Origin of the sequence: Mucilaginibacter daejeonensis (assembly GCF_020783335.1) — a bacterium.
GTDB classification, from domain to species: Bacteria; Bacteroidota; Bacteroidia; order Sphingobacteriales; family Sphingobacteriaceae; genus Mucilaginibacter; species Mucilaginibacter daejeonensis.
Map to the genome: position 1 here is coordinate 4,335,420 of NZ_CP086068.1, position 25,354 is coordinate 4,360,773.

The window sequence follows — 25,354 nt, forward strand, 5'->3', positions numbered from 1 at the left end:
TAAAGTATATGTTAACACGTTTTTATGTTAGCATTAACATTGGCTACCTAAAGTTATGTGTATATGAAAGTGTGAACGTTGAACCTAATTTGTAACGGTTGTAGATAGCGCCTTCAGACAGTGGATAGGTCGATTTTCCCTCTTTGAAATAGAACTTGGTGCTTTGGTTAAGAAGATCCCCGGCGTTGAGTTTGAACTCGCCTTTGTTCTTGAACACACGGTAGCCTAACTGAACGTCGATCACATCACGAGCGTTCTCATACACTGAGGGGAATACGGTACCACCAGCCCTGAATATCCTAGGACCTACGCGGTTGTAGAGTACGTTGATGCTGGCCTTATTTTGAGCGAAGGTTTGTAACAGGCCGGCATTGATCACATATGGCGCCTGACCCACCATCGGACGTTTGCCATCAGGCTCCGAAAGGTCCAAACGTGGGTCTTTCACGGTTGACCTGATCAGTGCCAGGTTAGTGTAAAGGGTGGTGTTCTTCAACTGTGGTGAGAAAAGGTCGAGCGTTTTGCGGAACTCGAACTCCATACCAAAGTTGTTAGCTGTACGTGAGTTAAAGTAAGTGATATTAGGGGTAGACAGTTTATCGTCAAAGTATGACTCGATAGCGTTCTTGAAGTTTTTGTAGAATGCCGATACCGAGATGATCTGGCCTGCTGACGGATAGAACTCGTAACGCAGATCGAGATTGTGGATCTGGGTACGCTTTAACGAAGTATTACCCTGTACAGTAGCGATCAGCTCATAATCGAAGTAAGTTGATGGCGCCAGCTCCCTTAACTCAGGGCGAGCTACTGTACGTGAATATGACAACCTTACGTTAGCCTTTGGTGTAGCGGCATAGGTAAAGTTGGCCGAAGGCAGCAGGTCAAGGTTATCGAGCTTGGCTTTGTTACCGCCCTTAGTGGTCAGATCAAGGTCGAACTTTTCGGCACGTAAACCCCAAACCACGCGCAGTTTGTCGCTTAGTTTATTGTCTAACATGGCGTAACCCGCGTTGGTATAGCTATGAGCCGTGTAAGGGTCATCGGCCAAAGTGATATCCTGAAGGTTATAGTAGTTTTGATCGATCACGCTGCGCAAAAAGATCTTATCTAACGGCAACTGCCTGATCTCTAAAGGAGCCGAGGTGTTCAACACCGGGCCCAGGAAGCGGGGATCAAAGCGACGGTCACGGTAGTTAGAGGCCAAACCTACTTTGAAGGTGCCTTTCTGTTTGAACATGTTAACAGGCAGGCTATAATCTACCTGACCGGTAACGATATTCTCGTTCAGATCAGCGAAATAACGGGCGTTCTGTTTACCCAGGGTGCCAATGGTAGCCTCGTAAACGTTCCCACTTACCAACGCATAATTGGCTTTACGCTGATCAGGCTGCTTGTTCACTACGTTACTGTAGCTACCTACCCAGGTCAGTTTAGCACCACGCGCACCAACGCTATGATCGCCTTGAACAGTGGTTTTGAATAAGCCTTTCTCGATCAGGTCGAAAGCGGTGTAGCGGTTCTGATAACCGGTGCTGGCATCAAATCCCTGACGATACAGGTATTGATCATCAAAATTACGGTTGTAGATGTTCTTCCAAGTGATCTTGTTCTTGCCAAAGCTGTAAGCAAAGTTGGCTAAACCACCGATGGCGGTAGAGAACTTATACTTTTGATCGTTATACTGGTATACGTGGTAGTCGATGTCGACATCAGGCGTGGTTTGCATGGCGTTACGGTAGGTCAGGGCCACGATGGCCCCGAAGCGGTTACCATTCTTACCGATATCCTTAACACGACCTAACGAGATCTGGTAATTTTGGTTGGCGAACGCATTGGTGTTATACACCCGGTAGTTAGGGTTTAGTGAACGCAGGGCAGCAGTTTGTTGTGCTTGTGACAGTGAACCGTTGTTGATACGGGTGGTAGATGGGAAGTTATTAGGTAAGGCACGTGACCCGTCATCAAAGCCTAAATAATCAAGGCTGTTGCGGTAACCGCTTTTGAAGTTCTTGAAAGTAGTGTTGGTGTTATAGGCTAATCCCGCGCTAACGGTCAAAAAGTTCTCATCCGGTATATCTTTAGTATTAATCTGTACTGAACCGCCGGCAAAATCGCCCGGCAGGTTCGGGGTGGCGGTCTTGCTGATCACCAGATTATCGATCAGGTTAGAGGGAACGATATCAAAAGAGAATGCCTTGCGGTTAGGCTCGGTGCTTGGCAGATTGGTACCATCTAACTGAGCATTGTTATAACGATCACTCAGACCGCGTACCACCACAAATTTGTTATCCTGCACCGTAGCACCACTTACCCTGCGCAACACCTCTGAAGCGCTACGATCCGGCGAACGGCGTATAGCCTCGGCCGTGATACCATCGGTAATAGCAGCATTGTTCTTTTGACGAGCATACAGCGAGTTGGTAGACTCTTGCTTAAAAGTAGCCTTTACAGTAACCGCCTGTAGTTGCTGCGTGTTAGCTTCATCAAGCGTGATGTTAAGTGTGGTAGTATTATTGTTGCTTACCTGAACCTCTGATATCAACTTGTTTTGATAACCCACATACCTAACCAGAATGCTGTAAGTACCTCGCGATACATTGAGGATGGTATAATCACCGGTCACGTTAGTGGCTGCCCCACGCTGTGTGCCTTCGATCATCAGGGTAGCGCCGATGAGCGGCTCGCCTGTTTTTTTGTCGGTTATCTTCCCGGCGATCTTGCCGGTGCTTTGAGCAAAACTTAAACTAACTGATAAGGTGAATAGGATACTAAGCGCTAGTTTAAAAAGAGGGGTAGCTATTTTTTTCACTTGTATGTTTTTGTTACAAGCAAAAGTATTAGCGCAAGATTAGCTAAATGTTAGGGTTAAATTAACGGTATAAGGCGTAATTGTAAAGTTAATGTTAGATCAGCTGGGTAATGATTTATAATAACGTGTCTAGTCGACACCTTATGTTATTAGTGGTCCCGGCATATCAAATCGCCATGTTAAGCCTTTTATTTAGAAGGGTAAAAACCAAATTTCCGTGCGATACGGCCGATTTTATCGAAAAAAAAAGAATCTGATTTTTTTAAAAGGCCGCGTAAAAGCCAGTTGTTATTGATGATGCCTACTGCTTCTTTAAGAAAGATATTATCATGCGCTTCGGCACTGTTGAACCTTGTCACCCAATAATTACTATTAGATGCCCTATCATTTAATAACCATCCTAATACTACTCCTTCTGCCCTTAAAGCGGCCTTTTTATAAAGCGAGTTATTGTATTGCTTTAATTGTTTTGCCATGAGCATGTACATCATTGGCCAGCAATCAGTAGTTATTGATTGAGACTTAGCAGCATCCTGATCATCGTGTCGGCGCCAATAATTGATAGTTTTATCGGCAGCAAATAATTTAAAGTTTCTTGCGTTACCATAGATCCATAGCCAATCATTACCACTGTGTGGCTTGTCAACAAATGGGAATCGCAGTAAAGTGCTCCTTTTGGAAATTGTCAATACCGGAAAGGTAACACCATTGATGGCACCATCGATGATCAGCTCCTCTCCTGTCATATATCCCGGTTTATATGTACGTGAGGTTCTCGTGGCCTCCAGAGAGTCGGTAAAGGTGGTAAAGTGACCAAAAAAAACATCAATGTCAGGATGATTGTTATAAGCCTCGTAAAAACTTTCGTAAGCACTAGGAGCTATAAGGTCATCACTACACAATATTGAAACAAATTCACCCTGTGCTATTTGTATACAATTATTCCAGTTGCCGAACAAGCCAAGGTTTACGTCATTCAAGTGATATTTTACACGAGGATCGTTGACTGACTCACATATAATTTTGAATTCATCATGTCCTGATCCGTCATCGCATACAACCACCTCCGTACATCCGTCAACATCAAGTGCCGACCGCAGTGCTTCTTCAAAACCGAAAATACGTTTGTATACAGGTATACCAATGGTATATGATGGTTTGGGTAACATAGCCATATTATTTAACCAAGCTTTTATATAAACTCAAATGCTGGGCTGCAGAAATACGCCAGTCTAAACATTCGACCGAAAAACGGCGCTGAGCGGCCGAAATGCTATCTCGGAATTTTTCATCGGCATAATACTTTTTGAAAAGTTGCACTAATGCACCAGCATCGTTGTTGGGTGCTATCTCAAATACATCGCCTCCACCATATGATCGTATCCCACCGATATCATTGGTAATAATGGGTAAACCAATGGCCAACCCTTGTACAATAGCTGTATTGGCACCACTGGAGGCCAATGGCATCAGCATAACATAGCTGCTTTGGTACTGTTGTAAAAGTTCTTCGTCGCTCAGGTTAGCGTGGAATATGACATTGGGTTGTTGTAGTAAATACTTAATAGCATTGGTGTCTCTGAAATGCTCGGCCAACACAAAATGAAATTCGATTTTACTACTTACTGTATCAGTTATGCTACGATATACCTCCACCATCATGTCAAAATCGCGTAGATAATGCCCTACAAAAAGCACTTTATTTTTGTTGACAGACACTTTATCGTCGGGCTTAAAAAAGTCAAGATCAACTCCGTGCCTAATAAAAGTAATATTTCCATTGTTCATGTATGTTTGAAATTTGGAAATATCTTCTTCATATAAAATAATTGCGTTCTTTAATCTATGCAAACAATCAAGTTTTGCCTGCGGCCATTTATCGAACGGTAGATGTATGGTTCCTAAAAGATTTGCTGGTACTTCTTTTAAACAGTCTACTATATGGATGTTACCTTCAAGGTAAAGGAGATGGGCTATATCAGCTTTTTTCAAATCACGCAAAAAGCATATCTGATTCCAAACTTGCTCGGGACTTTCGTGGGTCCATCTGTACCATTTTTGATAGAGTTTACCGATTAGTTTGTTCTTGAAAATTCGGAGGGACTGATAATTGTGAACTTGGACATCTCTATCTTTAAGATAGTTCGGTAGACACTCATAGCCCGAGTATTTACCGAACCATGCTATTTTATTGATAAGACAATTTACTCTCATTGTTGATTTTGGCCAATAGCCATTCTTTTTAACTTACTAACCACCCGATCCAAGAACCTTTTGTTCCGTTGCATAATCTGTGATAACAGAAAGGCATTACTAAACAAACCGCTTCTATAAATCTGAGTATAAAAAAAGCATCTTATTTTTAAGGAGTCTCCCAATAAACCTAACTGCCCATAAAGCATACGCATTTTCATCGAATCAGAAAATTGATATTTATCCTCAAAAAATTTAAAGAATTGAATTGATGCCTGAATCTTTTTCTTGTATGTCTTCTTTGAATCAGAAGAAATATTATACCCACCCATCCGCCACGATATAGGAGCACCCGAAATGGTATAAATTCCGTCATCCTCAGCAAATTCAGCCCAGGTAGCATCATCAGCAGTCCATGCAAGCGGAAGCTCTACAAATCCTTGTTTTTTTATATATACATCCCGCTTAAAAACGAATTCTACCGCAGTGCTCATGCAATTACCGCTAACGCGGCGGCGTAAATATTCATGAGCGGTCTCGAATGCTGGGTGAGGAGATGCTGGGCGGATAACATCACCTCGATCGTTCACAATCTGTAAGTTAAACCGAATCACATCTTTAGGGCCATGCTTTTCAACAAAAGAATAGAAGCGCTCTACAGCGTCAGGCGGCATTATATCATCATCGCCGAAAAGCCATATATAAGGTTCGTGCTTTGTAAGTGCGATACAACGCTCCCACTGTTTGGTCAGCAAAGTTTTGCCTAAATTATCATCAAAACGATAGAATATTATGTTCTTTTTGAATTCAGGAGTCAAATCTGCCAATATCGGTTGGATGTCATTAGGACTGTTATCGTCACCGATATAAAGTGTAAAATTTTGATTGGTTTGACATGCAATTGAGCGTAAAGTTTCGGCCACATACCTATTTTTATAGTAGGGAATAACTATTGCGAGGTGTTTTTGCACTACTTCGGTCATTGATTCTGGTCTGGAATTATCATGAAAAATCTTCCCACGATTGCAACGAATGCCAATGCGTTAATGGAGTAAGGCCAGCAAGTTCGGCATGAGTTGCGAGCCCCGGTATCGCGTTAATCACTATTCGTTTGTGTTTATACTTTAATCTTACAGGTAATAGTTCAATATATTCTTTCAATGAGCGACTCATAAGTTTAAATTTCTGGCCGGTAAGTAACTGAAAAGCAAAAAAATCATACGGGTTTCTAACATGGGTAAAATGCCACCAAAGTTCTTTATCCTCCTTCAAGGTCTTGACCCGTGTTGCGAAGGTCATTGTTGCTGAATTGGTTTGCTTCCAGTGAAAATGCTCGGTGAATAATACCCTGGTTAATTCACCACCATCCTTTACATAAGGATTGGGGCCGCCTCTGTCGAAATCAACGTACTTGTCAGGATTATCATAAAGGGTTACATAATCAGCTATCTGAATGCCTTCGTTCAAGGCAATGTTTGATCCTGGTAAATGTAGGTAATCATCTTCGACCATATAGACACACGTATCATCAGAAAAGTTGGCTATAGCAAATTCGACAATATACCTCCATGACCTAGAGTTACCTAATGACAAGATATTTGGCTTGATATCGCGTTTATGAAGCTCCGATATGGTCTTTTCGCTACAGTTGTCAGCAAAAATGTGAATATCTGTCTTAAACTCATTAATAAAATTATCAAGACAGCACATTTTTGTGGCCACGTTGAGCCTTTTTTTGGGGTTTCCTCCGTCAGATATTCTGTATAAACATTGCATATTGCTCATAATAAGCCCCCAAATTGCTCTACAAATTTTTTCGTTTCCTCCAAAAATCTTCGCCCCCATTTTTGACAAGGTTCTAGGTGGTTACCTTCTGCCCATTCATTCCAGGCGTTGATAAATAAATACGTGTCATCGCCTTTGTAACGCTTGGCAATATCACTCAACCAACGTGCATAGTCATCTGGGTTGCAATCTTTGAATATGATTGCTCCAGTCCTTTTTCTAGCACTATTATCCCAGCCGGGTGTGATACCCGGATATGTGGTGCTTTTATCAGGGGTGGGTAGGGTAAGTTGCTTATCTACATAAGCCTTATATGAACCTATATAGTTTTTGTAGTAAACCGAATCTTTAATACCCAACCTATGTTTGATTCTATCAATCAGCGGCGGGAACTCTTGCGTTGGAGCTAAATATAAATCTGGGTGGAATTGTACACCACAGTCAAAACCTTGGTTCTCAAAATCCTCAGGATCGTAAAAGGGGCTTTTTATAAAACCCAAATACAGTTCTACACCGCTTTCGGCGGCCACTGTACGCCATCTTGCTATCGTATCTTCAACACTTGGAATTAAATTGGGTCTAAATATCAATAAAAAAGGTTTATCGTTTACTTTGATATATCGATTATCTTGAAAAAAATGTTCTATCAAGAAACGAATATGCTCAATATCATCCTGTTCGCTGTAATTCTGATGCATTAAAACATCTTTTTCATTACCGTCCCACCTTCGACTCCAATTCTCATTGGCCCAGCAAAGCATGAACGGAAAATCAGGTGTTTGGGTGTGTAACATATCATCGAGCGGCCTGTGCAGCAATCGCTTGCCGTTGAACCAATAATGATAATAGCAAAATCCATGTATACCATAAGCTTTAGCCAGTTCGGCCTGTGCTATACGTGATTCTTCAAGCCGAAGATCATAAAAGCCAAGGTCAGCGGGTAGGTGTGGCTGGTAATGACCTTCAAATTGAGGTTTAGCTTTTGTTACGTTGGTCCATTCAGTGAATCCTTTACCCCACCATTCATCGTTTTCTGCGAAAGGATGAAATTGGGGTAGATGTATAGCTATTGGTTTGATCATGAAAGACGATTAGAAAATTTCAAATAGGTACCAATAATAACGTAGTGAATACCCTTTAATAGATTGAGTTGTTTTATTTGCTTTTTACCTTCATTAATGATAGATTTCCTATACTTCCGAAATTCTGGTTTAAGGAGTTGCTTCGAATAGTATCTACATATATTATAGAATATATCAGCTTCAAAGTTCTCATCTTTAGCGAGTGTACTCGCACCACCAGCATTAAAATTAGATACCTTAATGTCCATGTAATCCATTTTGAATCTGGAAGCAACTCTCAAATTCATGTCATAATCTGCACAAACTTTATAGTGGAGATTATATTCTCCACATTCAGAAAACACAGATCTGTGATAAAATATCGCCTGGTGGGCAATGTTTACATTTAGTAGTTTTTCTAAATCAAACTCGCCATCATATACCTGGCCATCATTTGCCCAGCCGGTATTTCCTTTGACAAGCACATTGCCATAAACGACCTTGCTTGAAGTATTAGATATAAAACCGTGAACGTTACCTAAGACATCATTGTCATATAAAGAGTCGTCACTTCCTAGAAAATACAACCACTGACCGCTAGCTAAATTTATGCCCTTATTCATTGCATCATAGATACCATGATCTTTTTCTGAGGTCACCTTTATCCTTTTGTCTTGAAACGAGTTAACTATAGTCAAAGTTTCGTCTTTAGACAATCCGTCGACCAAAATGATCTCAAAATCTTGAAAGGTCTGATTCAAAACACTAGTTAAAGCGCTAGCTATATCTAAGGCGCTATTGAACGTAGGGATTATTATAGAAAAGGTACTCATGAACTACAAGCTTTTGATCACCGTACATGGATTACCACCAGCAATAACATTATCTGGTATGGATTTAACGACAACACTACCCGCTGCAATTATTGAATTCCTTCCTATCGTGACGCCTTTACAAATAATAGACCCTGCACCTATAAATGCATATTCTTTTATATGTACCGGAGAAGTTTTAACGTCATAAGCATAGTGATGTTGATAAGATGTTCTTATTATCGGATCTAATGAATGAAAATTAGTATCCCAAACTCTCACTCCTCCACCTATCATGACGTTATCATCAATAGTGATCTTGTTCCAAGCCAATATCGTACTATTGGATATGCCAACGTTATTTCCAATATTGATCTTGGCTTCGGGAGTGTATGTTATGACCCTCAAGACAGTATCACCCCCAATAGGATTGTTATCGATACCTGAATTGGCAAGAAAACCCGTCCCAATGCTTATTTCGCCTTTATTTAAGATGTATAATTTACCAAAGATATTGAATGTATCATCTATGTTCACACGTGTCTCTTTGAACAAAGCTCTATTGGCCTCTTTGTCTGTTGGAGGCCCACTATTAAAGATCTTCTTCAACCATTTTTTTAACATGTCTCCCAGGTGCTTGATGCGTTCACGATACCATAATTAATGATATTGTACTTGGATCTACCTGTATCTAATATCTCGAACCAAGTGATCTCATGGTTAATGTAAATATTATTGATGGAGCTATCTATACCTAAAGCCAACTGGTAATTTCCGGCACGTAGCGAGTGCTCGATCTTGACTTTGATCTCAAAGTCACCATCTAAAATTATAGATTCTTGGCTATCTAGTAGCCTAGTGGTGAACAAAGAGATATTGTCGGTCGACCTTACGTTAATGGCTAGAGAGACAGCGGAAAATCTTTGTGATGCTCGTCCTTTTAGGGTCAATATGATCGGATCATCGAAGTTGATCGCATTACTTTGTAATGCGTTATTGAACTGCAAGCTATATATCTCAATATTTTCGTTATTTGCTGCGGTCACCAAGCCATCGACGTCGGTTCTAACCGCACTACTATGATAATCATTTATAATATCGTCTATTCCACTCTGTCTTTTCACCAAGCCATTTGCCAGAAATATCCCAACCTGACATAGATTTTTGATGCTAGCCATGTTGTGACTTACAAATAAGACCGTCCTTCCCTCGCCTTTACTGACATCGTTCATCTTACCCAAGCATTTTTTCTGAAACTCTGCGTCGCCTACAGCCAATACCTCGTCGACGATCATGATCTCGGATTCTAAGTGAGCTGCGACCGCAAAAGCCAAGCGAACATACATACCACTCGAATACCTTTTGACGGGAGTATCTATGTATCGCTCCACTCCCGAGAAATCGACTATAGCATCAAAGTGCTTTTTGATCTCGTGTTTGCGCATGCCGAGTATGGCGCCGTTCAAAAAGATATTTTCGCGGCCTGTTAGCTCCGGGTGGAAACCTGTACCAACCTCTAATAAGCTGGCTATACGACCTTTGATCTTTACTGATCCTGTGGTCGGGGTGGTCACCCGGCTCAGCACCTTAAGCAGAGTACTTTTACCGGCACCGTTACGACCGATCACGCCAACTGCATCACCTTGCTTGATCTCAAAATTAATATCCTTCAAGCTCCATACGATATCGCTTGTTCCTTTGGTAGTGCGATCATTAGTTTCGCCGATCTTCAGATAGGGATCTTCTTTTCCTCTCATTAAAGCGATCCTTCGCTGAATATCTTTTGAGAGGGTACCTGTACTGAACTCGCCTAACTGATAAGCTTTGCTTAAGTTCTCGGCCTTGATAGCTATGTTACTCATATGGTGGATCTAAACGGTATCTACAAAGTTCTTTTCAACTCGATTAAAGGTCACTAAACCTAACATGAATATCACGAAGCTGGCTACTATACTGTAAGCAAATGCCCCTGCATAGAACTGACCAGTCCCCAAAAAGCCATAGCGTACGGTCTCGATCAGTCCACTAAGCGGGTTCAGAGCAATTATGTCACGATATTTTTCTGGTGCGGCCGAGAGTGGATAGATCACCGGCGTTGCGTACATCAGTAACTGAACCCCAAAGGCTACCAAAAACATTAGGTCACGGTATTTAGTGGTCATTGCGGTGATGATCAATCCTAGGCCAAGGCCAACCATGGCCATCAGCACGATCACTACCGGGAAAAGAAGGATGTAGAAGTTGGGTTCGATACGATTACCTTGGAACAGATAGTAAACCAACATGATGACGAATAACAGCAGCTGTATACCAAATTTGACCAAGTTTGAAAAGATGATACTCAACGGCATGATCAACCGCGGAAAGTATACCTTTCCAAAGATATTGGCGTTATCCCTGAACACGGTAGAGGTCTTATTCAAACAATCGGCAAAATAGTTCCAGGCAATGGTTCCTGCCATGTAAAACAATGGCTTGGGTGCACCGCTTGTGCTGATGCCTGCCAAATTACCGAAGATGATGGTAAAGGTGATAGTGGTAAAGATAGGCTGGATAAAGAACCAGAGCGGACCAAAGATGGTCTGTTTGTAAAAGGACACGAAATCGCGGCGTACCAGTAGCCATAAAAGATCTCGATAGTTCCAAACGTCTTTTAGGTGCAGATTAAAAACACTGTCCTGGGGCTTGAGTTCGGTGTCCCACGTTTGCTCAGTAGTTGTACTCATCTATTTATTTAATAATATGATCGGTTATTAAGAAGTGGGCCCGTTAGCCCCATGCCAAATCAAAAGATGTGGATCATTAGCTAAAAAAAGTTCGACATCCTTTTGGGCGCATATGCTCACCTTGACCTTACGCTTGATCAGGCCTTCCACCTTATTGATCAGGTTATCTATATAGCCGCCATTGAGTTCGGCTCCAACCAGCAACAGGTCGATCACGTTGCTATCTATCCCCCTGGCAAAATCACCCATCACATAGGCTGCGCTCAGATCACCTATCCTGTTCAGCACTTTTTCGGTTATCTCATCAATGCCCACGAATTTGATGAGCATATTATGAAGGTCGTTAAATATAGAACTCTTTTTATTAGCCTGATATATTTTTTTGTTCCCTTCAGCAAATGATACTAACAATCCGGCTTCCTCGAAACGATTAAGTTCGATCCTTATCGCGTTGCTCGACTCGCCAAATTCGGTCTCTAATCCTCTTAAGTACGACCTATTGTCACCGTTCAAAAAGAATTTGAGCAACAATTTTAGTCGGGTCTTTGAAGTGATCAGTGTATCCAGCATGCATTTGAGCCCATATATTTAACTCACAGGCGATATCGAGTAACAAAACTACTCAATTGTAAATGACAAAGCAAAACTTATTTTAAAATATCAGCAATTTATTTTGATATCTTTTGACAGATCGTTAAACATTTAGCAATTATTTAACACATCGCTAATTGCTAGTATTTAACTTTTACGGAAGACAGCAACTTAGCCGCTGTCACAATTGGAGATACGAACAACAACCTTGATAGGTCTTTGTTTTTGTTAAATATCAAAAAAGTCGAAATGCCCAACGTCAACACCACTCCTCCAATTATCCAAAGGGCAGGTCCGCCAGCTTTTTGCCAGTATTCTAATTGGATGATCAGGTATGACGATGCAAAAAAGAAAAAAAGTACAACATAGGATACCACCGGGGATAGCTTGAGCGCGTAATAGACAAATCCAGCTATTAAAAAAGAAGCCCAGTTCACGAAACCATTATATTTCCCTAAGAATGGGATGTGCGGAAATGGGATGGCCCAAACAAAGGCAAGCAAGCCGAACATGATCAATACGGTGGCCACGTAGGTCAACACCGGATATCGTGAAGTTGCCTGAGCCTGATCAAATTGGCTGACCATGCGATCGATAGGGCGCTGCTGGGTAGATGATCTCATAAGGGCATTAAAAAAGCGGCAAAATGATCATCCTGCCGCTCTATATAGAAGTATACTTTCAGTTATTATTTAGCGAAGGCCACTGAGCGGGTTTCGCGGATAACGGTCACTTTGATCTGGCCCGGATAGGTCATCTCGGTTTGAATACGGTTGGAGATATCGGCAGCCAGGATCTCTGATTGCGCATCACTCACCTTCTCGCTTTCTACCACTACACGCAGTTCACGACCAGCCTGTATTGCAAAGGTCTTCTCAACGCCTGGGTAAGATAATGCTAATTCTTCCAGCTCTTTCAAACGTTTGATATAGCTTTCTACCACCTCGCGGCGTGCACCTGGACGGGCACCTGAGATCGCGTCACATGCTTGAATGATCGGCGATATCATCGAGGTCATCTCGATCTCGTCATGGTGAGCACCGATCGCGTTACAAACCTCTGGATGTTCTTTATACTTTTCGGCCAGTTGCATACCTAAAATGGCGTGTGGCAATTCAGGGTTATCATCAGGCACTTTACCAATATCATGCAGTAAGCCGGCACGTTTGGCCAGTTTAACGTTCAAGCCTAATTCGGCGGCCATGGTAGCACAGAAATTGGCTACCTCACGTGAGTGCTGCAGCAGGTTCTGCCCATAAGATGAACGGTAGCGCATACGGCCTACCATACGGATCAGCTCAGGGTGCAGACCATGTATACCCAGATCGATCACGGTGCGCTCACCGATCTCCACGATCTCTTCCTCGATCTGTTTACGGGTCTTGGCAACCACCTCTTCGATACGGGCCGGGTGGATACGACCGTCGGTCACCAAGCGGTGCATGGCTAAACGGGCTATCTCACGGCGTACAGGGTCGAACCCTGAAAGAATAATTGCTTCAGGGGTGTCGTCCACAATGATCTCGATACCAGTAGCAGCCTCTAAAGCACGAATATTACGTCCTTCACGACCAATGATACGGCCTTTGATCTCGTCATTCTCGATGTTGAAGATCGATACGGTGTTCTCGATAGCACTTTCGGTAGCGGTACGTTGAATGGTTTGAATAACCACCTTTTTAGCTTCTTTAGTAGCCGTAAGCTTGGCTTCATCAACGATATCCTTGATCTGGCTCATAGCCTTGGTACGAGCTTCTTCGCGCAGGGTATCTACCAACTGGTTCTTGGCCTCTTCGGCGGTCAGGCCGGCAATGGTCTCCAGTTGCTGTACGTGCTGCTGTTTCAGGTGCTCAACCTCTTCCTGCTTTTTGTGCAAGGTCTCGGTCTGTTTCTCGAGATTTTTGCGGGTATTGTCGAGTTCGTTCTCCTTGCGGTTAACGTTCTCCAGTTTTTGGTTAAGTGATTGTTCTTTTTGTTTGATCGAGTTCTCGCGTTGGCCAATAGCATTGTTCTTGCTGTTCACCTCTTGCTCGTGCTCGGCCTTTAATTGCAAAAACTTTTCCTTGGCTTCTAATAGCTTGTTCTTTTTCAAGATCTCGGCGTTGTTCTCGGCATCCTTCAAGATTTTTTTGACCTTGTTCTGGGCTGCTACCTCCTGCTCCTTAAAAACCTTTTTGAGCAGATAACGGCCGATCACAAAGCCAATGATGGCGCCTATGAGCAGGCCGATAATGATATATAAAATATCCATAGTTCAGTTGTGTGTTGTTGTATATGTAAAATAAAAAACCGCAATAAAAATTTAAGCATCAGTGATGCAGGCAGGCCGCCAAAGGGTTCACAAGTAACAACTACTACCTGCTGATGACCTTATGCGGCAAGCCCACGCTTGCCAGTGAAACTTAAAATCTAACTGCGGTTAAATTCAATTTGCTCTATAATTGGTATAAAGAACGCTATTGCTTATTAAAGAACTCGTTCAACATGTGGTCTAACTGATAAGCTTTCTCGGCAACGGTGGTATCTTCCTCTGTTACCTTGCGCTCTGCCTTTAATGATGATGTTGCGTAATGCAGCACCGCCATCGACAGCAGATCTTGCTTATCCTTTACCGCATAATTATCCTGAAATTCCTTAATACGATCATTGACCAGCTTTGCTGCCCTGCGTATCAATTCCTCCTCCTCGGTATCTACCTTGAGCGGATATACACGATCAGCAATATTTATTTTTATGGAGATCTCTCCCATTTTTTGAGCTTGTTCACCTTAAGTGCTACTTTTTAAGTAACACTATACACTTATCGATTTCCCGCACAAATTCGTTAATTTTTTGTTTGATGTCAAGGCTTTTTTCATTTGTATCTGAAAATGACCTGGCCACTTTCAATACACGAAGCTTTTCCTCAACGTCCTTTGTTTTGTCTTTACTTGCGTTCAAGGCCGTATGCAGCGACTGATTTTCCAGCTTAAGCAGGTCGTTCTCTTCCTGCAAAGCTCCACAAAGTTCTATCAGGCGCTCTGTTTTTTCTACTACTGCACTTAACTGCTCGGTTACTGATGGCATCTTCCTTTAGTTATCTGCTTGCGGGGTTATCGGGTCACTAAGTTATACAAATACTTAAAAGTTTCTCCTTATTATTAACACAAGCTCACAACGCTTACCTGCTATTTCCTGATCTCGGCTCCGGCCTCTTTGCCAAAGTTGTAGATCAGTTTTTGCATGATCGCGTCGATCGCCTTGTCAGTAAGGGTCTTCTCCTCATCTTGCAGGATAAAGCTCAATGCGTACGACTTTTTGCCGGCCGGGAGTTTATCGCCCTGATAAACGTCAAAAACACTAACCTCAGTCAATAATTTACGTTCGGTACGCTGTGCGATCTGTTTTAACTGACCAAAGGTAACGGCCGTATCCACCAGCATCGACAGGTCACGCCTTACGGCCGGGAACTTGGAAAGCTCCTTGTTAACGATCTTATTCTTTTTAACGATATTGAGTAGCACATCAAAGTTCAAGTCGGCATAGAACACCTCTTTTTCCACTCCAGCTTTCTTCAACGCGGCAGGCAGCACCGCTCCAAAACGTGCTATGGTCTTGTTGCCTTTGTTGTATTGAAGGCCGTAAGCCAGTTCATGATCGTGCACCTCATCAACGGAAACGTCAGTGATGTTCAAGCGCTCCAAAACGCCGTCAACAACGGCTTTAAGGTTGTAGAATGATACCGCTCCAGACTTTTTATCCCAGTGCTCGGCACTAACACCTCCGGTGATAAATATCGACAGCCGCTGAACCTCGGTATACTTCTCATCAGCAAAGGCATAGGTCTTACCGAACTCGTAGAACTTCAGGTCGGCCTGGCGGCGATTCTGGTTGTAGGCGATAGCCTCGAGGCCAGAATAGAGCAGCGTTTGGCGCATGATGTCCAGGTCGCTGCTGAGCGGATTCAACAGCTTAACAGCGCTATCCAGACTTTCGGCATAGGCCGAACTGGTAAGCGAGTTACACAGGATCTCGTTGAAAGCATTAGCGGTCAGCAGATCTGATATGGCATTTTGAACCGTGTCCTTTTCGGGGCGTTGCGAGTTATTGAGCGATGCCCTGATCTGCGTAGGTATCTCGATGTTGTTGTAACCGTAAATACGCAGCACTTCTTCGATCACGTCCACCTCGCGGGTCACGTCAACGCGGTAAGGCGGTACCAGCAGGGATAAGCCCTCGGCGGTCTCATTTACGATCTGTATGTCCAGCGCGGCAATGATAGCCCTGATGGTATCGATACCGATCGCTTTACCGATCAAACGGTCGATGTTCTTATAGGTAACCTCTACCGCGAACGGCTGTACCGGCGTTGAGTAAATGTCAGATATTTGCGAGGAGATAGAACCTCCGGCCACTTCCTGGATAAGCAAGGCAGCACGTTGCAGGGCGAACACCGTGATATCAGGATCAACACCACGCTCGAAACGGAACGAGGCATCGGTCTTTAATCCATGTCGTTTTGACGTTTTGCGCACTGATACCGGGTTAAAGTAGGCACTTTCCAAGAAAACTTTGGTGGTACTCTCTTTTACCCCCGAATCGGCACCGCCGAACACACCTGCTATGCACATCGGTCCATCAGCATTACCAATCATCAGATCATCAGCCGATAGTTTGCGCTCTACCCCATCAAGGGTTACGAATGGCGTTCCTTCTGCATAGGTCTTCACCGATACCTTACCACCGGTAATGGCATCAGCATCAAAGGCGTGCAGCGGCTGACCCAACTCATGTAATACATAGTTGGTCACATCAACGATGTTGTTGATGCTGCGCACACCGATTACAGCCAAACGCTCTTTCAACCATTGCGGCGAATCCTGTACCTGAACACCAGATATGGTCACGCTGGCGTAGCGCGGACAAGCCGCCTCTGCCTCGATGGTCACCGGGATGGTCAGGCTTTCGTTATCTACCTTAAAGGCAGGAACATCGGGTTTGGTGACCCCCTGTTTTAGGAAGGCCGCTATATCACGTGCCGTACCCAGGTGCGATGCCGCATCGGCACGGTTAGGGGTCAAGCCTATCTCGAAGAGATAGTCGTCGTTAAGCTTGAAGTATTCTTTGGCTGGCGTACCTACGGGCGCATCGGCATCCAGTACCATGATACCGGCATGCGACTCGCCCAAACCGATCTCGTCCTCGGCACAGATCATCCCTTCTGATACCTCGCCACGGATCTTCGACTTGCTGATCTTGAATGGCTCTCCAGTGGTGGGGTGTACGGTACTGCCTACTACGGCTACAACTACCTTTTGACCGGCAGCTACGTTAGGCGCGCCACAAACCACTTGCAGGTCCTCGGCACCACCAACATCAACCTTTGTGACGCGTAAACGATCAGCGTTAGGGTGCTGCACCGCTTCCTTCACATAGCCTATCACCAGGCCTTCAAGGCCGCCGGGTATGGCCTGTACTTTTTCCAAGCTTTCTACTTCCAGGCCAATGCCGGTGAGGATGCCTGATATATCTTCGGGTGATCGATCAGTATCGATAAATTCTTTGAGCCAGTTATACGAGATCTTCATTTATTATAATATCGTAGGCCAAAGATAGGATTTTTTTTATCCTGAGGGGTGTGATGGCGGCCGGCTAAGCATATGCAGCTCGGTTACCGGCTATATTCTACCTGTCCTGAGAGATGCCGATATGCGTCGGCATGACGGATCGTGTTATCAGCATAGCAAAAACCGGTCATGCTGAACTTGTTTCAGCATCTCACATGCAAGGCAATGAAGCAGCCGTTGATCGGACTTTGATTTGTCGTGAAAGATGCCGATAGGCATCGGCATGACAGGTATATTTTATAAAAAGGGAAAAAGTTGGTCATACTGAACTTGTTTCGGGATCTCACATTCAAGGTAATGAAGCAGCCGTTGATCGGACTTTCACTTGTCGTGAGAGATGCCGATAGGCACCGGTGTAACGGGGTGGAGGAGCCTCTTAATGTGATCAAATATCGATCTTGGTAACCTTCTCCTTCATCAGGTTATCGGCTACGCGTTTGATGAAGATGTAATTGGCTGATGCACCTACTACGGCACCTACCACTGGTACCAGGCGTTCGGCAGTTTTAGAGCCAATGTTGAGCATCAACTTCTCGGCTACCTCTTCCATGATGTTCTTGGTCATGGCCATGCCGGCGTCCACTTTTAAGGATGATGCCACGATCTTGAAAAAATCATCGAACCGGATCTTATAGCTTCCGGTGCGGTGATATGAAATGGCCAGCGTTACCCTGAATTGTTGGGTGATCAGATTGATCATATCCACCGGCACACCGATCAGCATACTGGTCACGCCACCTGCACCGGTGATCGCACCTGAGCCAGCGGCCAGTAAAGCGCATTGCTGAATAAATCTATCGATACCTAACTGATCCACCCCTTTTTTAATACCCAGCTGATCGATCTGCTCAAAGATCTTTTGGAAACCGCCTTTGGCCAGGCCGGTCATGCTCTGTTTAAAGTTTCGGCTTATTTTACGCAGATTGAGTTTTGGCAATGTAAAAGGGCGCATGTTTCAAGTTTTGATATAATAGTGGTGCTATTTCCGTGCCATATTATCAATACGAACGGATCAGCGATCAGTAAGGGTCAGGTGATACGCGTGGTACAAATAGTGGCTACCCATTCCTGATGGTGGCAACGCGGGCAAACGTTCTTTTGTTCTTTCAGATCCATTACATGTGCGCAGTAGCTGCATGCGTAAGGGCCGGGCTCATTACAGGTATCACTTTTTTGGTCGTACACTTTGGGGAGTACCGGTAAGCCGGGTCTCACGTCCTCGTCCGGATAAAAAAAGAAGCTTACCACACCGTTCGTCTCCAATATGGCGGTCTTGACCTGGCCTACATGCTCTACGTTCTTCTGGCGCATCTCGGCAAAGAACTCATCCTTTGCGAACATCGGCTCATCATGGTCGATCACAAATTGCCCATCCTCGATGATATACACCGGCTCGCCCTCCAATACCTTTTCGAACCATTCGTATTTAGTGGCTAAATAGGTAAGGCCGCGATAAAATAACAGGATACACAAAAAGACGATCACCGCTGGTAATATGGCATCCTCATTATGGAACATGGGATCGCCTGCGGCGGAGCCTAAGCCAATGATCACGGCCACCTCGAACAGCGATAATTGCCTTACTCCCTTTTTTCCCGAGAGCCGCAGGAACAGCAGGATCATGGAGAACATGATCAGCGTGCGGAACAGGATCTCACCCGCGGCCATCAGGTCCAGGTCATGGATAAAAATATTATGCCAGTCAAATTTCATCAGCTCAGACAACTAATCAACCCTATGACCGGTAAATTGTTGCATATCACGCCATAAAGAAGTACGGGGCGTGATGGTGATGAGTGGCAAGCGGATGTTAGTAATCCTTGTTCAGCAGTTTTTCAAGCTCGGCAAAGCTGATGTTCATTTTTACGCGACCTTGTTTGGCGTATGATATCTCGCCGGTCTCCTCAGATACGATAATGGCCGTAGCATCATTAGCCTCAGTGACACCGATACCCGCACGGTGACGAAGGCCGAACTGAGCCGGCAGGTCAGTATTATCAGTAAGCGGCAATATGCAACTGGCCGATTTGATCTTGTTGCCCGATATCACCACCGCGCCATCATGCAGTGGTCCGTTCTTTTGAAATATGGCCTCCAATATACGTTTAGATATCTTGGCATCCAGAACCTCGCAGCTGTTCTGGTATATCTGCTCGTCGTAATCCTTTACAAAAACAATGAGCGCACCGGTGTGCGTTTGTTTCATGGTCTTGCAGGCGTCAATGATGGGTTTGATGCGCTTGTAGTTGTCCTTCTCCACATCATTACGGCCTAAAAAGTATTTCCACCAGGCCCGGTTACGTTGCAGCGATGCGTTACGCCCCACCAATAACAAGAAGCGCCTGATCTCCTGCTGAAACACCACCACCACCGCTATGATACCCACGTTCATGAAGTTACCCAGGATGTTGGTCAGTAACTTCATTTCCAGTGCACGCACCACAAAGTACAGCAGGCATATAATGGCCAAACCGATGAATATATTCGCCGCTATGGTACCGCGGATGAGGTTGTAAAGCTGATAGATCAAAAAAGCTACCAGCAGCACATCTACCACATCGAAAAGATTGAATTTGAATAAGTGCAGGTCAATAGATGGCATGAACAAAGCTAACCAATTTTTGGCAAAGGCAAATGCTTTTACCTTGCGCCACTACTCCGACCTGAGCGTACGCACCGGGTTCATATTGGCTGCTTTGAGTGCCTGCAAGCCGATCGTGAACATGGCGATCAGCACCGCCAACGCACCTGATAAGGCGAACATCCACCAGCTGATACTGATCCGGTAGGCGAATGAGCGTATCCAGGCATGCATAAAGTACCAGGCGATGGGCAACGATATTACGATAGCGATCATGACCAGTTTCAGGAAATCGCGTGACAGGAGAGCCACTATGCCACTTACGCTACTACCCAGCACCTTGCGTATACCGATCTCTTTACGGCGCTGCTCGGCACTAAAGGCGGCCAGCCCGAACAGTCCTAAGCATGATATGAGTATAGCCACGATGGTGAATGCATTGATGATCTGCGACAAGGTGATGTCGGCCTCGTATTGCTTTTGTACCGCAGCATCCAAAAAGGAATATTCGAATGGCACATCGGGGATGTCGCGCTTCCAGATCGCTTCGATGCGGGATAGTAAGTGTTTAGGATCATCACTTTGAATGGACACTACGAGGTTGTTCAATTCCTCACCCTGTTTCCGGTATACCAGCATGAACGGTTTGATCTCGGTATGTAACGAGTTGTAATTAAAATCTTTGATCACTCCGGCCACTTCAACATGTGTGATAGGGTCGGGCGCATATTGAGTGTACAAATAGGTACCAGGCGCCTTATCGGGCGTGAGCCCTAACCTGCGGGCCATGGTCTCGTTGATCAACACTTTGCCGGAGTCGTTCACACCGAACTTGCGGCCGCTCAGCAACTTTACGTCTATGGCCTCGGTAAAGTGCTCATCGGTCAGCATATTTTGCGCATCCACCGAATTGGCCATGTTACCGCCTGCCAGGTACACGCCGTGATCACGCAGAACCGACTGTCCGGGGAAGTTATCGGTTCGGCTTACTGCCTTAACCTCCGGCAGCTGCTTAACATCCAAAGCAAGGCTGTTCATTTTAGCGATCGCCTCGGGCGTATAAACGCTGAATACCAGCTTTTGGTCCTTGCTAAAACCAAGGTCCTTGTTCTTGATGTAGTTCAACTGGCTATAGATCACGATGATGCCCGTGATCAGCACGATAGACAATACAAATTGGAACACCACCAAAGACCGGCGGATACCAGCGGCAGACGACCGGCTTACAAAGTCGCCTTTGATGACCTTGATCGCCTTGAACGCTGAAAGGTAGAATGCCGGATAACTACCTGCCAATACGCCGGTGAGCAGAACGATACCTCCCAGTACCAGCCACAACTTGAACTGCGCGAAGACCGAAAGATCCAATTGAATGCCGGTGATGTTATTGAGATAAGGTAAGATCAGCGCCAGCAACGGTAGAGCAATGAGCACGCTGATCAGGGCCAGGATCAATGATTCGCTCAGGAACTGTTTGACCAGGTCGCCCTGTTCGGCACCGATCACTTTGCGCACCCCTACCTCGCGCGCACGGCTTGATGCCCGGGCGGTAGACAAGTTCATAAAGTTGATACAGGCGATCACTTGTATCAGCACTGCGATAAGCGATAGGATGAGCAAAAATGAAGATGCGATGGGCTGTGTTGGCTCGTTCTTGAGGCCGGTGCTGGTATGGATGCTGGTTATGGGCTGCAAGGATAACTGTTTGTTAAATCCCAACTCTTTAAGCTCCCGACCGCCATATTTATTAAGCAACGCCGGCAGCTTTTTCTCGAGTGCTTGTGCGCTGGCACCATCATGTAATCTTATATACGTGCTCACAAAGTTATTGCCAGCCCAACCATTATTCTTCAATACAAAATCGCCTATTCCACCGCTGTTCATCGTGATGAACATATTCGCTTTGAGGTGCGACATGCCCGCACTTTCATCTACCACGGCGGTCACTTTAAAGTCGTGCTTACCGTAACCGTTGTTAATGGATATCACTTTGTTCACCGGATCTGCGTTGCCAAAAAGCTTGGTCGCAACTGGCTTCATTAAAACCACCGAATAAGGCTCCTTCAGTGCATCCTTGCTTCTGCCGTTCACAAAGGAATACTTGAACACGTTGAAAAAGGTCGAGTCCACGTAAACGACATCTTTTTCATAAAAGGACCGGTCCTGATATGTGAGGGCACTTTTATTGGAGCCCAGCGTTGGGGCTACGCGCGTATACTGCTCCACCTCAGGCAGTTCCTGTTTAAGCACCGGAGCTATGGGTGGCGATATGGTGGCACTGTTGAATTTGTCGCCACGCGATAGGATCAGCGTATTTACCCGGTAAATAGCATCAGCATGTTGGTGATGCTGGTCAAAGCTATAATGGTATTTGATGAACAGGAAGATGTACAAGCAACTTACGGTACCTACAGTGAGGCCTATGATGTTGATAAAGCTGAACGTTCTGTTCTTCAACAAAAAACGGACGGAGGTTTTAAGATAGCTTTTGAACATATGCAAGTTGAATGATGGTGATCACCCAATATGCCACCGATCAAGTGCCAGCATTACAAATCATTATATTACAGATATTTACGACCATACGATGCCAAATAATGTTCGCTTTCGATACAGCCGACCGTTCGTTTATAAAGAAAAAACACCGGGCGGAGCCGGTGTTCATATTTAGTGTTATATAACTATCTTATCGTTGGACCACCGCCCACACCCTGGTCGTCCGGGTTACCGCCGCCGTTGTCCTGATCACGTTTTTTGCGTTTTTGCTGATCGGCACCATTGCTACCAAAGCGGTACGACAAGGTAAAGCCATACGTACGGCGCGAGAATCGGCGATATGATTCAGAAGTGTAAGGGAATGCCGTATCGGTATTGTCAATTATGGAACCGAACTTACGGGTGCTGAATATATCGCGCACGTTAAAGCTAGCGTTCAGCTTATTGGTGATATCGTACCGCAAACCACCGTCAAAGCCGTATACCGGGCGGGTATAGCCTTGAGCGTTCACCTGCTTGCCCTGGTAATCTCCACGGAGTTGGACACCTAATTTTTTGATCGGTTTAAGGTTGGCGGTCACGTTGGTGTTGAACGCGTAACCCGAGGCCGACGGTACGTTAAGCGCCAGATCGCCTTTAATGTTACGGTAGTAAACGTTCACGTTACCCGTAACATCGAATTTGGTAGATGGGGTCAGCTTGGCTATGAGCTCGTAGCCTGCATTGGCCGCGCTGTTAATATTCTCGAAACGGGTAAGCGTTTGCGAAGTACTGAACGGCGTACGCACCTGTTGAATGTTATTGAGCGTGTAACGATAGTAAATAGATGACGTGAGCGTGAGCAGGTTGGTGTAGTTCACATAACTGAATTCGAAGGCATGGGTATCCTCAGGCCTTAGGTTAGGATTACCCTGCTGGAAGTTTAGCGGGTCGCTTCGGTCAAGGAATGGCGAAAGCTGCCTGTCGCGCGGACGGCTTACCCGGCGGGTATAGCTTAACTGCAAGGTCTGGTTCTCGGTAAGCTTGTTACTCAGAAAAACGCTCGGGTAGATCCGGAAATAATCTTGCTTGTACTGCTGAACACTGTCTACCAGTCGGCTGCGGATGTGGGCATCCTCTAAACGTGCACCCACCTGCACTCCGAACTTGCCGAACTGCCTTGAATAGTTACCATACACCGCATGTACCTGCTCGTTGTAAATAAAGTGATTAGAGCGCAGCCCGTTAAATACGAACTGATCGGTAGTACCATTCAATAAAGAGAACGCCCGGTAATCGTTGTCGTTGCGGTTGAATGTGCTGCGGTAGCCCGCCTCCAACTTACCTTCCTTACCTATTGGCATGGTATAGTCGGCCTGGAGATTAAAGTTACGCTGCTTTTGGTCAATGAAGTTGTTTTGCTTGAATAAGCTATCACGGCCGAGCGTGTATAAGTTATACGTGGTCAACAAGTTCTCGGTGCCGTCCTCTTTTTCGGTAGAGTAACCAAAGTTGGCGGTGAGCTCCTGACCTGGCTTTTTGTATCTATGGCTGAAATCGGCATTAAGGTCGATGTTGTTACCCGAATTGCCCGAAAAGTTGTTTTGCGACAGCGATTGTGTGAGCACATTGCGCCGGGTGATGTTGGTACCGCCATACTGAAAGCGATCACGATCACGAATGTTGATGTTGTTAGATAACGTCAGCACCGTTTTGGGCGTGAAATTGATATCGATACCCGAACGGATGTTGTGCGACTTGAACTCGAAGGTCTGGTCGTTGATCTGGTTCTGGAAGATGGCCGAATCAGTACCTGGATAGGTGATACGGTCGGTATAACCATTGCCGATACGCTTGGCTTTACGATAGCTGTAATTACCAAAGATGTTGACCTTTGAGGTTTGGTATGCCAGGTTCAAGCTCCCATTAGCGGTGTTCAGGTTGCCAATGGTACCCGATACCGAGCCATTGAAACCTAATTGCGCGTTCTTTTTCAAAATGATATTGATGATGCCCGACTGTCCTTCGGCATCATATTTAGAGGATGGGTTGGTGATCACCTCGATGTTCTCGATAGCACTGGCCGGTATAGATTGCAATATATCGCTCACGCTACCGCCAGAAATGGCCGAAGGCTTACCGTTCACTAATACGCGCACATTATTTGATCCACGCAGGGCCACGTTACCATCCACATCTACCTGTACCGATGGCACGTTGGTCAGCAGATCGGTGGCAGATCCGCCTTGGCTCACCAGGCTCTGATCCACACTGAACACCTTTTTATCAGCAGCCAGCTTAATGGTCTGTTTTTGAGCGGTCACTACCACCTCTTTCAGCACACCTTTGGCAGGTGTCATTTTGATGGTTCCCAACTGCACGGCACGCCCACCGTTAATGCGGATGCTATCTTTTGTGTTGATCAAAAACCCTAAAAATGTGGCTTTAAAAGTATAGCTACCATCGGCCAAACCACTAACCTTAAAGTTACCGTTCAGGTCGGTCTGTATGCCTTTGGCAACTTTGGTGGCCTTATTGATCAGGCTTACACTCGCAAAATCAAGCGCCTGTCCATTGGTGCCATCAACCAGCTTACCGCTTACGCTGCCTCCTGAAGTGGCGGCGGTTTGCGCAGCGGCGGTTAAGATCAGGAAAGAAAAGAAAGTAAAAAATAGTCCCTTGAGTACCGAAAAATTCATCCGGCAAAGATCACCA

Annotated in this window: 21 protein-coding genes; all 21 read right to left on the reverse strand. The window is 45.0% G+C overall.

Features of this window, described 5'->3' with window-relative positions; translation table 11 throughout:
* Nucleotides 1-43 precede the first annotated feature (43 nt).
* The 21 genes from LLH06_RS18590 to LLH06_RS18690 all read right to left on the reverse strand — a co-directional run bounded on the left by LLH06_RS18590 (nt 44) and on the right by LLH06_RS18690 (nt 25,338).
* Nucleotides 44-2,809 carry a TonB-dependent receptor gene (locus tag LLH06_RS18590; protein ID WP_228170791.1) on the reverse strand — a complete coding sequence of 922 codons (2,766 nt, stop codon included), beginning with the start codon at nt 2,807-2,809 and terminating at the stop codon, nt 44-46.
* A gap of 188 nt (nt 2,810-2,997) precedes the next feature.
* The gene (locus LLH06_RS18595) at nt 2,998-3,978 is read right to left on the reverse strand and encodes a glycosyltransferase family 2 protein (protein ID WP_228170792.1); all 981 of its coding nucleotides are present in this window, start codon (nt 3,976-3,978) and stop codon (nt 2,998-3,000) included.
* Nucleotides 3,979-3,985: 7 nt separating this feature from the next.
* Entirely contained in the window at nt 3,986-4,801 is an 816-nt protein-coding gene (locus tag LLH06_RS18600; protein WP_228170793.1) for a glycosyltransferase family 4 protein, read from the reverse strand.
* A gap of 218 nt (nt 4,802-5,019) precedes the next feature.
* The gene (locus tag LLH06_RS18605; protein ID WP_228170794.1) at nt 5,020-5,985 is read right to left on the reverse strand and encodes a glycosyltransferase family 2 protein; all 966 of its coding nucleotides are present in this window, start codon (nt 5,983-5,985) and stop codon (nt 5,020-5,022) included.
* 19 nt (nt 5,986-6,004) lie between these two features.
* Nucleotides 6,005-6,787 carry a hypothetical protein gene (locus LLH06_RS18610; protein ID WP_228170795.1) on the reverse strand — a complete coding sequence of 261 codons (783 nt, stop codon included), beginning with the start codon at nt 6,785-6,787 and terminating at the stop codon, nt 6,005-6,007.
* Nucleotides 6,784-7,869, reverse strand: a complete 1,086-nt coding sequence (locus tag LLH06_RS18615; RefSeq protein ID WP_228170796.1) for a glycosyltransferase WbsX family protein — start codon at nt 7,867-7,869, stop codon at nt 6,784-6,786. Before LLH06_RS18615 ends, LLH06_RS18610 begins: the two co-directional genes overlap by 4 nt.
* Entirely contained in the window at nt 7,866-8,681 is an 816-nt protein-coding gene (locus LLH06_RS18620; RefSeq protein ID WP_228170797.1) for a glycosyltransferase family 2 protein, read from the reverse strand. Before LLH06_RS18620 ends, LLH06_RS18615 begins: the two co-directional genes overlap by 4 nt.
* 3 nt (nt 8,682-8,684) lie before the next feature.
* A complete protein-coding gene (locus tag LLH06_RS18625; RefSeq protein WP_228170798.1) occupies nt 8,685-9,269 on the reverse strand; it encodes an acyltransferase in 585 nt (194 codons plus the stop codon).
* A gap of 8 nt (nt 9,270-9,277) precedes the next feature.
* The gene (locus LLH06_RS18630) at nt 9,278-10,522 is read right to left on the reverse strand and encodes an ABC transporter ATP-binding protein (RefSeq protein WP_228170799.1); all 1,245 of its coding nucleotides are present in this window, start codon (nt 10,520-10,522) and stop codon (nt 9,278-9,280) included.
* Nucleotides 10,523-10,531: 9 nt separating this feature from the next.
* The gene (locus tag LLH06_RS18635) at nt 10,532-11,386 is read right to left on the reverse strand and encodes an ABC transporter permease (RefSeq protein WP_228170800.1); all 855 of its coding nucleotides are present in this window, start codon (nt 11,384-11,386) and stop codon (nt 10,532-10,534) included.
* A 27-nt stretch (nt 11,387-11,413) separates the two neighbouring features.
* Complete coding sequence (locus LLH06_RS18640) at nt 11,414-11,956, reverse strand: ArsR family transcriptional regulator (protein ID WP_228170801.1); 543 nt, start codon at nt 11,954-11,956, stop codon at nt 11,414-11,416.
* A gap of 161 nt (nt 11,957-12,117) precedes the next feature.
* On the reverse strand, nt 12,118-12,600 hold the full coding sequence (locus LLH06_RS18645) for a hypothetical protein (RefSeq protein WP_228170802.1): 483 nt from the start codon (nt 12,598-12,600) through the stop codon (nt 12,118-12,120).
* A 65-nt stretch (nt 12,601-12,665) separates the two neighbouring features.
* Nucleotides 12,666-14,228: a ribonuclease Y gene (gene rny, locus LLH06_RS18650; RefSeq protein ID WP_228170803.1), complete on the reverse strand. Its 1,563-nt coding sequence runs from the start codon at nt 14,226-14,228 to the stop codon at nt 12,666-12,668.
* A gap of 205 nt (nt 14,229-14,433) precedes the next feature.
* Nucleotides 14,434-14,727, reverse strand: a complete 294-nt coding sequence (locus tag LLH06_RS18655; protein ID WP_228170804.1) for a cell division protein ZapA — start codon at nt 14,725-14,727, stop codon at nt 14,434-14,436.
* Nucleotides 14,728-14,752: 25 nt separating this feature from the next.
* A complete protein-coding gene (locus tag LLH06_RS18660) occupies nt 14,753-15,043 on the reverse strand; it encodes a hypothetical protein (protein ID WP_228170805.1) in 291 nt (96 codons plus the stop codon).
* A 101-nt stretch (nt 15,044-15,144) separates the two neighbouring features.
* A complete protein-coding gene (gene pheT / locus LLH06_RS18665) occupies nt 15,145-17,544 on the reverse strand; it encodes a phenylalanine--tRNA ligase subunit beta (protein ID WP_228170806.1) in 2,400 nt (799 codons plus the stop codon).
* A gap of 424 nt (nt 17,545-17,968) precedes the next feature.
* On the reverse strand, nt 17,969-18,535 hold the full coding sequence (locus LLH06_RS18670) for an EcsC family protein (RefSeq protein ID WP_228170807.1): 567 nt from the start codon (nt 18,533-18,535) through the stop codon (nt 17,969-17,971).
* A gap of 77 nt (nt 18,536-18,612) precedes the next feature.
* A complete protein-coding gene (locus tag LLH06_RS18675; protein WP_228170808.1) occupies nt 18,613-19,296 on the reverse strand; it encodes a DUF421 domain-containing protein in 684 nt (227 codons plus the stop codon).
* A 97-nt stretch (nt 19,297-19,393) separates the two neighbouring features.
* On the reverse strand, nt 19,394-20,185 hold the full coding sequence (gene cdaA / locus LLH06_RS18680; RefSeq protein ID WP_228170809.1) for a diadenylate cyclase CdaA: 792 nt from the start codon (nt 20,183-20,185) through the stop codon (nt 19,394-19,396).
* Between the two features lie 51 nt (nt 20,186-20,236).
* Entirely contained in the window at nt 20,237-22,660 is a 2,424-nt protein-coding gene (locus tag LLH06_RS18685; protein ID WP_228170810.1) for an ABC transporter permease, read from the reverse strand.
* A 185-nt stretch (nt 22,661-22,845) separates the two neighbouring features.
* The gene (locus LLH06_RS18690) at nt 22,846-25,338 is read right to left on the reverse strand and encodes a TonB-dependent receptor domain-containing protein (protein ID WP_228170811.1); all 2,493 of its coding nucleotides are present in this window, start codon (nt 25,336-25,338) and stop codon (nt 22,846-22,848) included.
* Nucleotides 25,339-25,354 lie beyond the last annotated feature (16 nt).

What these genes read in the sequence shown, in the direction of transcription:
- LLH06_RS18615 (WP_228170796.1), bottom strand. Translation starts at nt 7,869, where the DNA reads ATGATCAAACCAATAGCTATACATCTACCCCAATTTCATCCTTTCGCA.
- LLH06_RS18610 (WP_228170795.1), bottom strand. Translation starts at nt 6,787, where the DNA reads ATGAGCAATATGCAATGTTTATACAGAATATCTGACGGAGGAAACCCC.
- LLH06_RS18645 (WP_228170802.1), bottom strand. Translation starts at nt 12,600, where the DNA reads ATGAGATCATCTACCCAGCAGCGCCCTATCGATCGCATGGTCAGCCAA.
- LLH06_RS18685 (WP_228170810.1), bottom strand. Translation starts at nt 22,660, where the DNA reads ATGTTCAAAAGCTATCTTAAAACCTCCGTCCGTTTTTTGTTGAAGAAC.
- LLH06_RS18620 (WP_228170797.1), bottom strand. Translation starts at nt 8,681, where the DNA reads ATGAGTACCTTTTCTATAATAATCCCTACGTTCAATAGCGCCTTAGAT.
- LLH06_RS18675 (WP_228170808.1), bottom strand. Translation starts at nt 19,296, where the DNA reads ATGAAATTTGACTGGCATAATATTTTTATCCATGACCTGGACCTGATG.
- LLH06_RS18670 (WP_228170807.1), bottom strand. Translation starts at nt 18,535, where the DNA reads ATGCGCCCTTTTACATTGCCAAAACTCAATCTGCGTAAAATAAGCCGA.
- LLH06_RS18640 (WP_228170801.1), bottom strand. Translation starts at nt 11,956, where the DNA reads ATGCTGGATACACTGATCACTTCAAAGACCCGACTAAAATTGTTGCTC.
- LLH06_RS18595 (WP_228170792.1), bottom strand. Translation starts at nt 3,978, where the DNA reads ATGTTACCCAAACCATCATATACCATTGGTATACCTGTATACAAACGT.
- LLH06_RS18690 (WP_228170811.1), bottom strand. Translation starts at nt 25,338, where the DNA reads ATGAATTTTTCGGTACTCAAGGGACTATTTTTTACTTTCTTTTCTTTC.
- LLH06_RS18630 (WP_228170799.1), bottom strand. Translation starts at nt 10,522, where the DNA reads ATGAGTAACATAGCTATCAAGGCCGAGAACTTAAGCAAAGCTTATCAG.
- cdaA (WP_228170809.1), bottom strand. Translation starts at nt 20,185, where the DNA reads ATGCCATCTATTGACCTGCACTTATTCAAATTCAATCTTTTCGATGTG.
- LLH06_RS18655 (WP_228170804.1), bottom strand. Translation starts at nt 14,727, where the DNA reads ATGGGAGAGATCTCCATAAAAATAAATATTGCTGATCGTGTATATCCG.
- LLH06_RS18605 (WP_228170794.1), bottom strand. Translation starts at nt 5,985, where the DNA reads ATGACCGAAGTAGTGCAAAAACACCTCGCAATAGTTATTCCCTACTAT.
- pheT (WP_228170806.1), bottom strand. Translation starts at nt 17,544, where the DNA reads ATGAAGATCTCGTATAACTGGCTCAAAGAATTTATCGATACTGATCGA.
- LLH06_RS18635 (WP_228170800.1), bottom strand. Translation starts at nt 11,386, where the DNA reads ATGAGTACAACTACTGAGCAAACGTGGGACACCGAACTCAAGCCCCAG.
- LLH06_RS18660 (WP_228170805.1), bottom strand. Translation starts at nt 15,043, where the DNA reads ATGCCATCAGTAACCGAGCAGTTAAGTGCAGTAGTAGAAAAAACAGAG.
- rny (WP_228170803.1), bottom strand. Translation starts at nt 14,228, where the DNA reads ATGGATATTTTATATATCATTATCGGCCTGCTCATAGGCGCCATCATT.